The sequence below is a fragment of the Pseudomonas sp. MS01C9 genome (genome assembly GCF_058202755.1).
This window is the reverse complement of sequence record NZ_CM177073.1, coordinates 1,505,344-1,518,605: the sequence shown is the minus strand read 5'-3', so window position 1 is coordinate 1,518,605 and position 13,262 is coordinate 1,505,344. Positions and strand designations below refer to the sequence as shown.

The 13,262-nt window shown below is 60.7% G+C and carries 12 protein-coding genes, 4 tRNA genes and 1 pseudogene; 9 read left to right on the top strand and 8 right to left on the bottom strand.

The features are described 5' to 3' along the window. Window positions 1–17 precede the first annotated feature (17 nt). The 7 genes and pseudogenes from clpB (at window position 18) to AC1M7R_RS06980 (ending at window position 5,083) form a co-directional block, all read left to right on the top strand. A complete protein-coding gene (gene clpB / locus AC1M7R_RS07010; RefSeq protein WP_072398616.1) occupies window positions 18–2,582 on the top strand; it encodes an ATP-dependent chaperone ClpB in 2,565 nt (854 codons plus the stop codon). 308 nt (window positions 2,583–2,890) lie between these two features. Continuing rightward, window positions 2,891–2,966 (top strand) — tRNA-Asn (locus tag AC1M7R_RS07005). A 7-nt stretch (window positions 2,967–2,973) separates the two neighbouring features. Beyond that, a tRNA-Pro gene (locus AC1M7R_RS07000) sits at window positions 2,974–3,050 on the top strand. A 5-nt stretch (window positions 3,051–3,055) separates the two neighbouring features. Next, a tRNA-Lys gene (locus AC1M7R_RS06995) sits at window positions 3,056–3,131 on the top strand. Between the two features lie 94 nt (window positions 3,132–3,225). Continuing rightward, window positions 3,226–3,302 (top strand) — tRNA-Pro (locus AC1M7R_RS06990). A gap of 155 nt (window positions 3,303–3,457) precedes the next feature. Next, a pseudogene (locus AC1M7R_RS06985) lies at window positions 3,458–4,180 on the top strand (MCP four helix bundle domain-containing protein); the annotation flags it as partial. 39 nt (window positions 4,181–4,219) lie between these two features. Next, the gene (locus AC1M7R_RS06980) at window positions 4,220–5,083 is read left to right on the top strand and encodes a methyl-accepting chemotaxis protein (protein WP_490610479.1); all 864 of its coding nucleotides are present in this window, start codon (window positions 4,220–4,222) and stop codon (window positions 5,081–5,083) included. A gap of 125 nt (window positions 5,084–5,208) precedes the next feature. Here the strand turns inward: AC1M7R_RS06980 and AC1M7R_RS06975 are convergent, their stop codons facing one another. From AC1M7R_RS06975 to AC1M7R_RS06965, 3 genes are all read right to left on the bottom strand, one after another. Then, on the bottom strand, window positions 5,209–6,507 hold the full coding sequence (locus AC1M7R_RS06975) for an NAD(P)/FAD-dependent oxidoreductase (RefSeq protein WP_072431991.1): 1,299 nt from the start codon (window positions 6,505–6,507) through the stop codon (window positions 5,209–5,211). Between the two features lie 81 nt (window positions 6,508–6,588). After that, on the bottom strand, window positions 6,589–6,762 hold the full coding sequence (locus AC1M7R_RS06970; protein WP_003205686.1) for a DUF3094 domain-containing protein: 174 nt from the start codon (window positions 6,760–6,762) through the stop codon (window positions 6,589–6,591). 129 nt (window positions 6,763–6,891) lie between these two features. Then, window positions 6,892–7,518: a DUF1780 domain-containing protein gene (locus AC1M7R_RS06965; RefSeq protein WP_047229866.1), complete on the bottom strand. Its 627-nt coding sequence runs from the start codon at window positions 7,516–7,518 to the stop codon at window positions 6,892–6,894. A 142-nt stretch (window positions 7,519–7,660) separates the two neighbouring features. Here AC1M7R_RS06965 and AC1M7R_RS06960 point away from each other — a divergent pair, with 142 nt between their 5' ends. Both AC1M7R_RS06960 and AC1M7R_RS06955 read left to right on the top strand, forming a co-directional pair. Next, window positions 7,661–8,347 carry an energy-coupling factor ABC transporter permease gene (locus AC1M7R_RS06960; RefSeq protein ID WP_072398619.1) on the top strand — a complete coding sequence of 229 codons (687 nt, stop codon included), beginning with the start codon at window positions 7,661–7,663 and terminating at the stop codon, window positions 8,345–8,347. A gap of 63 nt (window positions 8,348–8,410) precedes the next feature. Beyond that, window positions 8,411–8,626 carry a hypothetical protein gene (locus tag AC1M7R_RS06955; protein ID WP_072398620.1) on the top strand — a complete coding sequence of 72 codons (216 nt, stop codon included), beginning with the start codon at window positions 8,411–8,413 and terminating at the stop codon, window positions 8,624–8,626. Here the strand turns inward: AC1M7R_RS06955 and yacG are convergent. From yacG to pilB, 5 genes are read right to left on the bottom strand one after another with little or no spacing between them, the layout of a single operon-like run. Further along, on the bottom strand, window positions 8,623–8,829 hold the full coding sequence (gene yacG, locus AC1M7R_RS06950) for a DNA gyrase inhibitor YacG (RefSeq protein ID WP_072398621.1): 207 nt from the start codon (window positions 8,827–8,829) through the stop codon (window positions 8,623–8,625). The two genes, AC1M7R_RS06955 and yacG, sit on opposite strands and share 4 nt — an antisense overlap. Continuing rightward, on the bottom strand, window positions 8,826–9,449 hold the full coding sequence (gene coaE, locus AC1M7R_RS06945; protein WP_165887272.1) for a dephospho-CoA kinase: 624 nt from the start codon (window positions 9,447–9,449) through the stop codon (window positions 8,826–8,828). The genes yacG and coaE overlap by 4 nt, the downstream gene beginning before the upstream one ends. Continuing rightward, on the bottom strand, window positions 9,449–10,318 hold the full coding sequence (locus tag AC1M7R_RS06940) for a prepilin peptidase (protein WP_072398623.1): 870 nt from the start codon (window positions 10,316–10,318) through the stop codon (window positions 9,449–9,451). Before AC1M7R_RS06940 ends, coaE begins: the two co-directional genes overlap by 1 nt. Window position 10,319: 1 nt before the next feature. Next, complete coding sequence (locus tag AC1M7R_RS06935) at window positions 10,320–11,537, bottom strand: type II secretion system F family protein (RefSeq protein ID WP_490610315.1); 1,218 nt, start codon at window positions 11,535–11,537, stop codon at window positions 10,320–10,322. A gap of 2 nt (window positions 11,538–11,539) precedes the next feature. Continuing rightward, entirely contained in the window at window positions 11,540–13,240 is a 1,701-nt protein-coding gene (gene pilB, locus AC1M7R_RS06930) for a type IV-A pilus assembly ATPase PilB (protein WP_490610314.1), read from the bottom strand. Window positions 13,241–13,262: the final 22 nt, after the last annotated feature.

The following is a 13,262-nucleotide window of genomic DNA, read 5'->3' as shown; positions in this document are numbered from 1 at the left end:
AAAAGGAAGGTGACCTTATGCGTATTGACCGTTTAACCAGCAAATTACAACTGGCCCTGTCCGATGCCCAATCGTTGGCTGTCGGCATGGACCATCCGGGTATCGAGCCGGCGCACCTGATGCAGGCCATGCTTGAGCAGCAGGGCGGATCCATCAAGCCGCTGTTGATGCAAGTAGGCTTCGACGTCAACAGCCTGCGCAAAGAGCTGGCCAAGGAACTCGACCATCTACCCAAGATCCAGAACCCCACCGGGGACGTGAACATGTCCCAGGACCTGGCACGGCTGCTCAACCAGGCCGACCGCCTGGCGCAGCAGAAGGGTGACCAGTTCATTTCCAGTGAACTGGTGCTGCTCGCCGCCATGGACGAGAACAGCAAGCTGGGTAAATTGTTGCTTGGCCAGGGCGTGAGCAAGAAAGCCCTGGAAAATGCCATCAACAACCTGCGTGGCGGCGAAGCGGTGAACGACGCCAACCACGAGGAATCCCGCCAGGCTCTGGACAAGTACACCGTTGACCTGACCAAGCGTGCCGAGGAAGGCAAGCTCGATCCGGTGATCGGTCGCGACGATGAAATTCGACGCACGATCCAGGTGCTGCAGCGCCGCACCAAGAACAATCCGGTACTGATCGGTGAGCCAGGCGTGGGCAAGACCGCCATCGCCGAGGGCCTGGCCCAGCGCATCATCAACGGTGAAGTGCCCGATGGCCTCCGGGGCAAGCGATTGCTGTCCCTGGACATGGGGGCGTTGATCGCCGGGGCCAAGTACCGGGGCGAGTTCGAGGAGCGGCTCAAGGCTCTGCTCAACGAATTGTCCAAGCAGGAAGGGCAGATCATCCTGTTCATCGACGAATTGCACACCATGGTCGGTGCGGGCAAGGGTGAGGGCTCCATGGATGCCGGCAACATGCTCAAGCCTGCGCTGGCCCGTGGCGAGTTGCACTGCGTCGGTGCGACCACGCTCAACGAGTACCGCCAATATATAGAGAAGGATGCGGCGCTTGAGCGGCGCTTCCAGAAAGTACTGGTGGACGAGCCGAGCGAAGAAGACACCATCGCCATCCTGCGTGGCCTGAAAGAGCGCTATGAGGTCCACCACAAGGTGGCGATTACCGATGGTGCGATCATCGCGGCGGCCAAACTCAGCCACCGCTATATCACCGACCGGCAATTGCCCGACAAGGCCATCGACCTCATCGACGAGGCCGCCAGCCGTATCCGCATGGAGATCGACTCCAAGCCTGAGGTACTGGATCGTCTGGAGCGACGCCTGATCCAGCTCAAGGTCGAATCCCAGGCCCTGAAGAAGGAAAGCGACGAAGCGGCGAAGAAACGCCTGGAAAAGCTGCAGGAAGAAATCGTGCGTCACGAGCGCGAGTATTCCGATCTGGAGGAAATCTGGAACTCGGAAAAAGCCGAGGTCCAGGGTTCTGCGCAGATCCAGCAGAAGATCGAACAATCGCGCCAGGAGCTGGAAGCAGCCCGTCGTAAAGGCGACCTCAACCGCATGGCCGAGCTGCAATACGGGGTGATCCCGGATCTGGAGCGCAGCCTGCAGATGGTCGACCAGCACGGCAAGAGTGAGAACCAGTTGTTGCGCAGCAAGGTCACCGAGGAAGAGATTGCCGAAGTGGTTTCCAAGTGGACCGGCATCCCCGTGTCGAAAATGCTCGAAGGCGAGCGCGACAAACTGCTGAAGATGGAAAGCCTGCTGCACCAGCGCGTGATTGGTCAGGAAGAGGCCGTGGTGGCGGTGTCCAACGCGGTGCGCCGGTCTCGTGCGGGGCTTTCGGACCCCAATCGTCCCAGTGGTTCGTTCATGTTCCTCGGCCCGACCGGTGTCGGTAAGACCGAGTTGTGCAAGGCGCTGGCCGAGTTTCTCTTCGATACCGAAGAGGCGATGGTGCGCATCGACATGTCCGAGTTCATGGAGAAACATTCCGTGGCGCGACTGATCGGCGCGCCGCCGGGCTATGTGGGTTACGAGGAGGGTGGCTACCTGACCGAGGCCGTGCGGCGTAAGCCGTACTCGGTGATCCTGCTCGATGAAGTCGAGAAGGCTCACCCGGATGTCTTCAACATCCTGCTGCAGGTACTGGAAGATGGCCGCCTGACCGACAGCCACGGGCGCACGGTGGATTTCCGCAATACCGTGATCGTGATGACCTCCAACCTGGGGTCGACGCAGATCCAGGAGCTGGTGGGCGACCGCGAGGCCCAGCGCGCCGCGGTGATGGACGCGATCTCCACGCACTTCCGGCCGGAGTTCATCAACCGTGTCGACGAAGTGGTGATCTTCGAGCCATTGGCCCGCGACCAGATCGCCGGTATCACCGAGATCCAGCTGGGCCGGCTGCGCAGCCGCCTCACCGAGCGTGAACTGAAGCTGCAACTGAGCGACGAGGCCTTGGACAAGCTGATCGCCGTGGGCTACGACCCGGTCTATGGCGCACGCCCACTCAAGCGTGCGATCCAGCGCTGGATCGAAAACCCGCTGGCGCAGTTGATTCTCTCCGGTCGGTTCATGCCCGGCGAAACCGTCACCGGCACGGTGGAAAACGACGAAATCGTCTTCAACTGAAAGCCAGCAAGTCCCTGTGATCGAATGGCCTCGCATTGCGAGGCCATTTTTTTCATCAGGCCGTTGAACTCAAAGGAAAAGGCTTGTAAAGTGCGCCCCGCAGTCAGTCACCCACGGGTTACTTCTCCCTGAGAAGCAATCCAAAATAAGTTGCAAATCATTGTCTTGAAAGCAATTTAGGGGGTTGACAGCGGTTTTGAAGATTGTAGAATAGCGCGCCTCAGACACACGAACGCAGAGATGCAGACGAGTAGAAGAGGTTGAAGCTGGATACAATCGGTTTCAATGCAGTAACTTGAAATATCAGTTCCGTGATAGCTCAGTCGGTAGAGCAAATGACTGTTAATCATTGGGTCCCAGGTTCGAGTCCTGGTCACGGAGCCATTTCAATCGGGGTATAGCGCAGTCCGGTAGCGCGCCTGCTTTGGGAGCAGGATGTCAGGAGTTCGAATCCCCTTACCCCGACCATTTTTGGGTCGTTAGCTCAGTTGGTAGAGCAGTTGGCTTTTAACCAATTGGTCGTAGGTTCGAATCCCACACGACCCACCATTTTTGAAACCAGTTCGCTGGAATCGAATCTTAAGATCAGAGGCCAAAAGCGCTGATCGAGGAAGGCGACTTGCGAAGGTCGCCTTTTTTTTACCGGGGTATAGCGCAGTCCGGTAGCGCGCCTGCTTTGGGAGCAGGATGTCAGGAGTTCGAATCCCCTTACCCCGACCATATTGAAAATCCTCGTATCGAAAGATACGGGGATTTTTTTCGCCTGCGGAAAAGTAAATCACTTCAAGTCATCATACAACTTGCCGATAACCCGCCGACGGGGCCATGGGATGATCGCCCCCTTTTCAGGCCGATAACAAAAAAAGGCAACCGCTATGTTTCTTCGCCAATTGAATATCGCCCCTCGTGCGGCGCTGGGTTTTGCCCTGATCGCTGTGCTGGTGGCATTGCTCGGAGTGTTTGCGCTGGGGCAGATGTCGAGCATCCGCGACAGTGAGGTCGCGGTGGAAACCCAATGGTTGCCCAGTATTCGCGGCGGTGACGAGATCCGCGAACTGATGTTGCGCATCCGCACCATTTCCCTGCGCATGGCCCTGGACGAGGATCCGAAGAACATTGCGGTGTACCGGGGACAGATGGACACCCGTGACAAGGAACTGAGCGAAAAAATCGCCAGTTACGACAGGCTGGTCGTCACGCCTGAAGGCAAGGCCCTCTATGAGCAATTCAAGCAGACCTTCGCCGCCTATCGCTCGGGGATCGCTCAATCGTTCACCCTGGCGGAACAGGGGCGGCGCGATGAACTGATCAAGCTGTTGCTGGTGGACATGAAAACTGTCGTGGACGGCTCGGGCAAGCAACTCAACGACCTGGCGGAGCTGTTTTCCAAGCAGGTCTCCATCGAAAGCCGGAAATCCCAGGAGCACTACGCCAATTCCCGGATGATCGTCAGCCTGTTCATCGTGCTGGCGGCATTGGCTACGGTCGCCTTGGCCATGCTGCTTACCCGCAGCATCGTCAAACCCCTTGGCGAGGCATTGAGCGCCGCACAGAGCGTGGCTCGTGGCGACCTCACCCGTCCCATCGAAACCCATGGCAACGACGAGGTGAGTCGCTTGCTGGAAGCATTGGCGACCATGCAGCGGAACCTGCGCGAGACATTGCAGGGTATCAGCGGTTCGGCCACGCAGCTGGCGACCGCCGCCGACGAGCTGAATGCGGTAACCCTCGACAGCACCCACAGCCTGCAACAGCAGAACGACGAAATCGAACAGGCCGCCACCGCTGTCACCGAGATGACCACGGCGGTGGAGGAAGTAGCACGTAATGCTGTCTCCACCTCAGATGCCACCCGCCAGTCCAGTGAGTCGGCGGTGTTCGGGCAGGAGCGGGTCAGCGATACCGTGGACGCCATTGGCGCGCTTGCCAGCGATGTGCAGATCACCGGCGGCCTGGTGCAATCCCTGGCGAATCAGTCACAAGACATCGGCAAGGTCCTGGACGTGATCCGGGCCATTGCCGAGCAGACCAACCTGCTGGCCCTCAACGCCGCTATCGAAGCGGCGAGAGCGGGGGAAAGCGGGCGCGGATTTGCCGTAGTGGCCGATGAAGTGCGGGCACTGGCCTATCGTACCCAGCAATCGACCCTGGAAATCGAACAAATGGTCCAGGGCATGCGCAACGGCGCCGCCCAGGCACTGGACTCCATGCAGACCAGCTCCAGTCGCGCGGCCAGTACCCTGGCATTGGCGGAGCGGGCGGGGGAAGCGCTGCAGACCATCACGAGTTCGGTGAACGAGATCCACGAACGTAACCTGGTGATTGCCAGTGCCGCAGAGGAACAGGCGCAGGTGGCCCGTGAGGTGGATCGCAACCTGGTGAACATCCGGGATTTGTCCGCTCGGTCGGCGAGCGGAGCGGACCAGACCAGCGCCTCCAGCCATGAGTTGTCGCAACTGGCCAATTCGTTGCGCACGATGGTTCAGCGGTTCCAGGTGTGATGCAGGGACAGTGTCGCCTGTGTTGCCGTCATCGAGAGCAGGGCTCGTTTGCACAGGGACCGTATCCACTTGAGGACACTTGGCCACTGTGAAGACGAGCCTGCTTGCGACAGTGGTGTATCGGCTCAGTGCAACTTGAGCCTGGGCTCGGTTCCGCGTCCGATCTTGCTGCCCAGCATCAGCATCGCTGTACGGAACATCCCGTACAGCGCCATCTGGTGCATGCGGTACAGCGACACGTAGAACATCCGTGCCAGCCAGCCTTCGAGCATTACGCTGCCGGTGAGGTTGCCCATCAGGTTACCTACCGCCGAAAACCGCGACAGGGAAATCAGCGAGCCGTAATCCGTGTATTTATAGTGCGGCAGCGCTTTGCCTTCGATCCGCAGTTTCAGGGATTTGGCCAGCAGTGAAGCCTGCTGGTGCGCAGCCTGGGCGCGAGGCGGCACGTTGCGATCCGAGCCCGGTTGCGGACAGGCGGCGCAATCGCCGAAGGCGAAAATGTTCTCGTCACGGGTGGTCTGCAGGGTCGGCAGAACCAGCAATTGATTGATCCGGTTGGTTTCCAGTCCGTCGATTTCCTTGAGGAACTCCGGGGCGCGGATCCCGGCGGCCCAGACCTTCAGGCTCGCATTGATCACTTTGCCGTCGACGGTGACCAGGCTGTCGGCCGTGACCTGGCCGACGGCGGCGTTGGTCATGACATTGACGCCGAGTTTCTCCAGGGTCTTGTGCACGGGCCCGCCGATGCGCTCGGGCAGTGCTGGTAACACCCTTGGCCCGGCCTCGATCAGGGTGATATGCATGTTTTCCGGCTTGATCCTATCCAGGCCATAGGCCGCGAGTTCATGGGCCGCATTGTGCAGCTCGGCGGCCAGTTCGACGCCGGTGGCCCCGGCTCCGACGATGGCGACGCTGATTCGCTCTTCCGTGTCGGTCTGGCCGGCGTGGGCGCGCAGGTAATGATTGAGCAACTGCTGGTGGAAGCGCTCGGCCTGTTTGCGGGTGTCGAGGAACAGGCAATGTTGCGCCGCACCCTCGGTGCCGAAGTCATTGGTAGTGCTGCCGACCGCAATCACCAGAGTGTCATAGCTCAGTTCGCGGGCCGGCAGCAGTTCCAGGCCGGCCTCGTCGTAGGTGGCGGCCAGTTGGATACGCTTGCGTTCGCGGTCCAGGGCACTCATGCGCCCTAGCTGGAACTGGAAGTGGTTCCATTTCGCCTGGGCGACGTAGTTGAGTTCGTCTTCGGAAGAGTTCAGAGAGCCGGCCGCCACTTCGTGCAGCAGCGGCTTCCAGATGTGGGTCAGGTTCGCGTCGACCAGCATTACACTGGCCGTGCCACGCTTGCCCAGAGTCTTACCCAGGCGGGTAGCCAACTCCAGACCGCCGGCTCCGCCGCCAACGATGACAATACGATGGGTCATGGGGATATCTCGCAAGGCTAAAGGAAATCGGTGCCGTTACCCGAGCGAGCGCCGGTGTCGTATCCCTCGATACCAGGCTGCTCATAGCGTCAGGTAACTGATCAATCGGCTCAACAGGCCCAGGCCGATGGTCACGGCCAGTACCACCACCAGGAGCATCCACGGCCGGAAGGGCCGGCGCTCGACTCGGTGCTGGGACAGTTGCAGGTACTCTTCGACATGCTTCTGGTCTTCGGGGTTCAGGCGGCTGGTCATAAAGGCCTCGTCAGGTAGACGTTGCAGAACGGGTAGACGTTACAGGAGCGCCGGTCGTCCAGGCGAATGGACGGGTTGTAACATCCCTGTGGTGCCAACACCACGGTTGTGTGCGGCGCCGGCGTGTTTTCACAGGCTGATCCCGACATCGAAGACGATGCTGCGTCCCAGGTTGCTGCGCAGGAAGTCCGGTGCGTCGGGATGGGCGAACAGCACCCGGGCGAAGGTCGGCCCCACCAGCGATAACGAGCGCCAGCCCTGGCGCAGATATTCGGTGGGTGGCGGGAAATGGCTGTTGAGGTCCAGCACTTCGCGCTTGAGGCTGGCGAAGGCGATGATGTCCAGCTCCCCCAGGTCCATGCCTCGTTCGGTGTAGTTGTGGGCTTTCTTGCGCAGGGTGGGCGCCAGTCGCAGCAGGAATTCGTTGGCCGGGATCCGCCGGGGCTTGGCCTCGCGGCGCACCAGTTGGCTGAGGGAAAAAGCGCTGCGGCGGCGTTGCAGCTCATCGCGCCATTCGTCATTGAGGCGACGGCCTTCGTCGAGGACAAAAAACACCTCGAAGTTCGCATCGCGAAACAAGACGTCCGGTGGTTCCCCGGCGGGGGCGAACTCATCGGCGCGATAGGGCACGTTCAACCCTTGCAGCAGCCGTTGGCAGACCCAACGCTCACGCTCCCATTTGCGGGCATTGGAGAGAAAGGCGTTGGCTTGCTCGGCCGCGATGGTGAGCAGGCGTAAATAATCGGAGTCATCCATGAGCCCAAGCTTAGCGTTCAATTGCGACAAGCTGGAAGCCTTGCGTTGATTAATACGCGTCGGCCGGGGTGTAGACTGCCGGCTTGAATTCGAAGGCGATGACGGAGTCTGTGATGCCAGGGCAAGCGAAAGGAGGAGTCCCATGATCGGTGCCGAGCTGCTCTCTTCGCAGACCCTCACGGCGGGTTGGCTGATCTATGTGCCGGTGCTCGCCTGGGCGGTCTGGCGCGCGCCCTGGGTCGAGCTGTTCACCGACAGTCGACGCCAGCATCTGCTGTTCGGGACGGTGCTCGCGTTGTTCATGTTGTGGCTGGTGCGCCGGGATTTCGAGACCGGCGTGTCGTATCACTTCATCGGCATGACCGCCGTGACGCTGCTGCTGGACTGGCCCCTGGCGATCCTCGGCGGCTTTCTGGCCCAGCTGGCGCTGGTCCTGCTCGGGCGCCAGGACATGGTGGCGGTGGGCGTCAACGGTATGCTGCTGGTCCTGCTGCCGGTGTGGGTCACCGAATGCTGCGCGATCCTGGTGGAGCGAGCCCAGCCACGCAACCTGTTCGTATACATATTCTGTTCGGGGTTCCTGGCCGCTGCGCTGTCGGCGCTGCTGTGCCTGCTGCTGGGGCTCGGTCTGCTGTGGTATGACGGTGTATTCGCCATGCCTTACTGGCTGAGCGACTTTGTCGGCTATCTCTGGCTGGTCATTTTCCCCGAGGCCTTCATCAACGGCATGGTGATCAGTGCGCTGGTGGTGTTCAGCCCCGAATGGCTGGAGACATTCAACCGTACGCGGTATCTGTCGGCTCCCTGGAAGGACAACGACAAGCCTTGATTCACATCAAGGCTGCGCGGGCGAGCGCCCGGCATGCTCTGCAAAAATTTCGGGAGCACAACCATGAGTGTTTATGAGTGGGCGAGACAGGAGATCAGGCGCAGCCAGGACGCGGCCATGGAAATAGGCTTCGATCCGGGACTGAGCCTGCGGGCCTTGCTCAGTGCGGTGGTGCAGCAGAGCAAGGCCGTGCGCAGTGTCGAGGACCTGGCCGACGAATTGGGTTTCCTGGCGGAAAACCTCGACGACAGCCAGGACTACGGTTTCATGCGCCCTTAATGATGTGAGCGGGGGTTGAAGTCTTCGCTGAACAACTCGTCCTCGGCCTCAGGGCTGACCGGGATCTTGTGTTCCTCCGACGCCCAGGCGCCCAGGTCGATCAGTTTGCAGCGATCGGAGCAGAAGGGCCGGAATTTGCTCTCCGGGCTCCATTCCACGGGGGCGCCACAGGTCGGGCAATCAACGGTTGGGTTCTGGCTCATGACTGGCCTCCACGCAAGGTAAGGTAAAAATGATGCAGGCGTTCGACCTCGCTGTGCAGCCAGGCGAGGTCGCGGTCGTTGACCACCACGTCGTCCGCATGGCTCAGGCGATCCTGACGGCTTGACTGTGCCTTGAGGATGGCCTGGACCTGTTGTTCGCTGGTCTGGTCGCGCTGCAAGGTACGTTCGATCTGCATTCGTTCCGGAGCATCGATCACCAGGATGCGCTGGGTCATGGCGTACTGTCCCGACTCGATCAGCAGTGGCGAGACCAGGATCGCATAGGGCGATTGTGCCAGTGCCAGATGATGGGCGATTTCGTCGGCGATCAACGGATGCAGCAATGCCTCGAGCCAGCGACGCTCCTCGGCATTTTCAAAGATGAGTTTTCGCAGCGCCCCTCGATCGAGGCTGCCGTCGGCCTGCACCACGCCAGGGCCGAAATGCTTGGCGATTTGCGCCAGGGCCGGGCGTCCGGGTTCGACGACCCAGCGTGCGGCGTGATCGGCGTCGACCACGTGCACGCCCAGGTCGATGAAGTGCTGGGCCGCCGCGCTTTTACCGCTGCCGATACCGCCGGTCAGGCCGAGAATCCAGGGTTTTTCCACAGGGGTATTCATTAGAAACCGACAGACTGCCAATAGAAGTCGGTTATTTGACCACCCCAGAGCAGCGCAATCCAGCCGGCAATGGCCAGATAAGGCCCAAAGGGGATTTGCGTCGACGCCGGAGCGTCACGCATGCGCAGTACAACCACGCCGACGACTGCGCCTACCAGGGACGACAGCAGCAGCGTCAACGGCAGGATCTGCCAGCCGCCCCAGGCGCCCAGCATCGCCAATAGCTTGAAATCCCCATAGCCCATGCCTTCCTTGCCGGTGATCAGCTTGAACGCCCAGAACACCGACCACAGCGCCAGATAGCCGGCCACAGCGCCCCACATGGCCTCGTTCAGCGAAGCGAACAATCCAAAGCTGTTGACGATCAGGCCCAGCCACAACAAAGGCAGTACCAGCGTATCGGGCAGCAATTGGTGCTCGGCATCGATCAGGCTCATGCCCAGCAGGCCCCAGCTCAGGACCATCACCATTGCCGCCTGCCAGCCGAAGCCGAAATGCCAGGCGACGAACGCCGATAACACCCCACAGGCCAGTTCAGTCAGGGGGTAGCGCCTGCCGATGGGAGTGGCGCAACTGGAACAGCGGCCGCGCAGCGCCAGGTAGCTCAACACCGGGATATTTTCCCAGGCCCGGATGCGGTGGCCGCAATGGGGGCACTGGGAGTGGGGCAGTATCAGGTTATAGGCCGGGCCGGGCGTTTCGGCGGGCAGGCCCAGCAAGTCATGAGCCTGCAGTCGCCATTCCCGGCTCAACATCCTGGGCAGGCGCCACACCAGGACATTGAGAAAGCTGCCGACGATCAGCCCGAGCAATAACGCCGTCAGCACGAAGGCCAGGGGATAAAGCGCGAAGAATTCGGTCAGGGGCATGTCAGATCGCAGAGCCGAGTTGAAAGATGGGCAGGTACATGGCAACCACCAGGCCGCCGACGACCACCCCCAGTACCACCATGATGAACGGCTCCATCAGGCTGGTGAGATTGTCCACCAGATTGTCCACTTCGGCCTCATAAAAACTCGCCACCTTGTCCAGCATATCGTCCAGCGCGCCGGACTCCTCGCCGATGGCGGTCATCTGGATCGCCAGGTTCGGAAAGATGCCTGACGCGCGCATGGAGAAATTCAGCTGCATGCCCGTCGAGACATCCTGTCGGATGCGTTGCACCGCTCGTTTGAATACCACGTTGCCGGTGGCGCCGGACACCGAATCCAGCGCTTCCACCAGCGGCACGCCGGCGGCGAAGGTCGTGGAAAGCGTGCGGGCGAAGCGGGCCACGGCGGATTTGTACATCAAGGCACCGATCAGCGGCAGCTTGAGCAGCCACTTGTCGCGCCAGTCACGAAAGCCCTGGGAGCGCTTGAGGGCATATCTCACCCCGAAAAAACCGCCGACCAGCGCACCCAGCAGCAGCCACCACCATTGCTGCATGAACTCCGACAGGCCAATGACCATCACCGTGAACCCCGGCAGCTCCGCGCCGAACCCGGCGAACACCGATTCGAACTGCGGCACCACCTTGACCAGCAGGATGCCCGTGACCACCGCCGCAACCAGTATCACGGCTGTCGGGTAGGTCATGGCCTTCTTGATCTTGGCCTTGAGGGCCTCGCTCTTTTCCTTGTAGGTGGCGACCCGGTCCAGCAAGGTATCCAGGGCGCCAGCCTGTTCCCCGGCGTCCACCAGGTTGCAATACAGCTCGTCGAAGTACTGCGGGCATTTGCGCAGCGACGCGGCGAAGCTGTTACCGGCTGCGACTTCCTGCTTTACCTCGTCGATCAGCTTGCGCATGTTGGCGTTGTCGAAGCCTTCGCCGATGATGTCGAAGGCCTGGAGCAGGGGGACGCCGGCCTTGAGCATCGTTGCCATCTGACGAGTGAAGAGGGCGATATCCAGGGGCTTGATGCGCTTGCCCTTGCTGAATATCGAGCTGGACTTCTTGCGCACCCTGTCCGGGTTGATCCCTTGCTTGCGCAACTGTGCCTTGACCAGCGCCGGGCTCTGGCCGGTCAGCTCGCCGGACATTTTCGTGCCCTTGCGGTCCTTGCCTTCCCAAGTGTAGGTATCGGTTTTTACTGCCTTGACCGCCATGCTCAGTCCTTGGTGACCCGGTTGATTTCTTCGAGGCTGGTCACGCCTTGCATCACTTTGAGCAGCCCGGAGGCGCGCAGGTCGTTGAAGCCGTCCTTGCGCATCTGCAGGTCGATTTCCAGCGAGTTGCCTTCGGCCATGATCAGGCGTTGCAGCTCGGGGGTGTTCTTGACCACTTCGTAAATCCCCACGCGGCCCTTGTAGCCGTTGTTGCACTGTTCGCAACCGACCGGCTCATAGATCGTGAACGAGCCGATGCGTTCCCGAGGGAAACCTTCCTTGTGCAGGGTTTCCTCTGGAATCTCGATGGCCTTCTTGCAATAAGTGCACAACTTGCGCGCTAGTCGCTGGGCGATGATCAGGTGCACGGCCGTGGCGATGTTGAAGCCGGGAATGCCCATGTTCTGCAGGCGGATGAGGGTTTCGGCGGCGCTGTTGGTGTGCAGTGTGGACAGCACCATGTGCCCGGTCTGCGCAGCCTTGATGGCGATCTCGGCCGTTTCCAGGTCGCGGATCTCGCCAACCATGATCACGTCCGGGTCCTGGCGCAGGAATGAGCGCAGGGCTTGTGCGAAGTCCAGCCCCTGGCGCGGGTTCACGTTGACCTGGTTGATCCCCTCCATGTTGATTTCAACCGGGTCTTCGGCGGTGGAAATATTGATGTCCACCGTATTGAGGATGTTCAACCCCGTATACAGCGAGACGGTCTTGCCCGAGCCGGTCGGCCCGGTCACCAGGATCAGCCCTTGGGGTTGCTTGAGCGCCGCCAGGTACAGTTCTTTCTGGTCCGGCTCATAGCCCAGGGCGTCGATGCCCATTTGCGCGCTGGAGGGGTCGAGGATCCGGATCACCACCTTTTCGCCCCAGAGGGTTGGCAGGGTGTTGACCCTGAAATCGATGGACTTGGTCTTCGACAGTCGCATTTTCAGCCGTCCGTCCTGGGGTTTGCGCCGTTCGGAAATATCCAGGTTCGCCATGACCTTCAGGCGCGCCGCGATGCGGGTCGCCAACTGGATAGGCGGCTTGGCCACTTCCCGCAACATGCCATCGGTGCGCACCCGTACCCGGTAGGATTTTTCATAAGGCTCGAAATGCAGGTCGGATGAGCCGCCCTTGATCGCATCCAGCAGCATCTTGTTGACGAAGCGCACCACCGGCGCATCGTCGGCGTCCAGCCCGGCGATAGTGTCCTGCTTGCGGTCGTCGCCTGATTCGATGTCGAGGCCGTCGAGGTCGACATCGCCCATGCCCTCCAGCCCCGTGGTACTGGACTCGAAGAATTTCTCGATGGCATCGCTGAGCTTGTCGTCCTCCACCAGGATGGCTTCAGTGGTCAGGCCTGTGCTGAACTGGATGTCGTTGATGGCCTGGTGATTGGTGGGGTCGGAAATGCCCACGAACAGCTTGTTGCCGCGCCGCCACAATGGCAGCGCGTGATGCTGGCGTACCAGCTTTTCGCTGACCAGCCCCGTGGGCTGGATGTCCTTGTCGAGGCTGTTGAGGTCCAGCAGGGCGACACCGAAATGTTCCGAGGCGATCTCGGCAACACGGCGGCTCTGGACCAGTTTGTTCTGCACCAGATAACTGACCAGGGGGATGCGATTGCGCTGGGCCTGCTGGTGCGCCTGTTGGGCATTTTGCTCGGTGATCAGTTCGGCCAGTACCAGTTGCTTGGTCAGTCCACTGAGGGCGATGTCAGTCATGGGGATCCCGGATACGGCAATT

Coding starts and splice junctions, on each gene's coding strand:
- clpB (WP_072398616.1), top strand. CDS start 18: ATGCGTATTGACCGTTTAACCAGCAAATTACAACTGGCCCTGTCCGAT.
- AC1M7R_RS06980 (WP_490610479.1), top strand. CDS start 4,220: ATGCAGCGGAACCTGCGCGAGACATTGCAGGGTATCAGCGGTTCGGCC.
- AC1M7R_RS06975 (WP_072431991.1), bottom strand. CDS start 6,507: ATGACCCATCGTATTGTCATCGTTGGCGGCGGAGCCGGCGGTCTGGAG.
- AC1M7R_RS06970 (WP_003205686.1), bottom strand. CDS start 6,762: ATGACCAGCCGCCTGAACCCCGAAGACCAGAAGCATGTCGAAGAGTAC.
- AC1M7R_RS06965 (WP_047229866.1), bottom strand. CDS start 7,518: ATGGATGACTCCGATTATTTACGCCTGCTCACCATCGCGGCCGAGCAA.
- AC1M7R_RS06960 (WP_072398619.1), top strand. CDS start 7,661: ATGATCGGTGCCGAGCTGCTCTCTTCGCAGACCCTCACGGCGGGTTGG.
- AC1M7R_RS06955 (WP_072398620.1), top strand. CDS start 8,411: ATGAGTGTTTATGAGTGGGCGAGACAGGAGATCAGGCGCAGCCAGGAC.
- yacG (WP_072398621.1), bottom strand. CDS start 8,829: ATGAGCCAGAACCCAACCGTTGATTGCCCGACCTGTGGCGCCCCCGTG.
- coaE (WP_165887272.1), bottom strand. CDS start 9,449: ATGAATACCCCTGTGGAAAAACCCTGGATTCTCGGCCTGACCGGCGGT.
- AC1M7R_RS06940 (WP_072398623.1), bottom strand. CDS start 10,318: ATGCCCCTGACCGAATTCTTCGCGCTTTATCCCCTGGCCTTCGTGCTG.
- AC1M7R_RS06935 (WP_490610315.1), bottom strand. CDS start 11,537: ATGGCGGTCAAGGCAGTAAAAACCGATACCTACACTTGGGAAGGCAAG.
- pilB (WP_490610314.1), bottom strand. CDS start 13,240: ATGACTGACATCGCCCTCAGTGGACTGACCAAGCAACTGGTACTGGCC.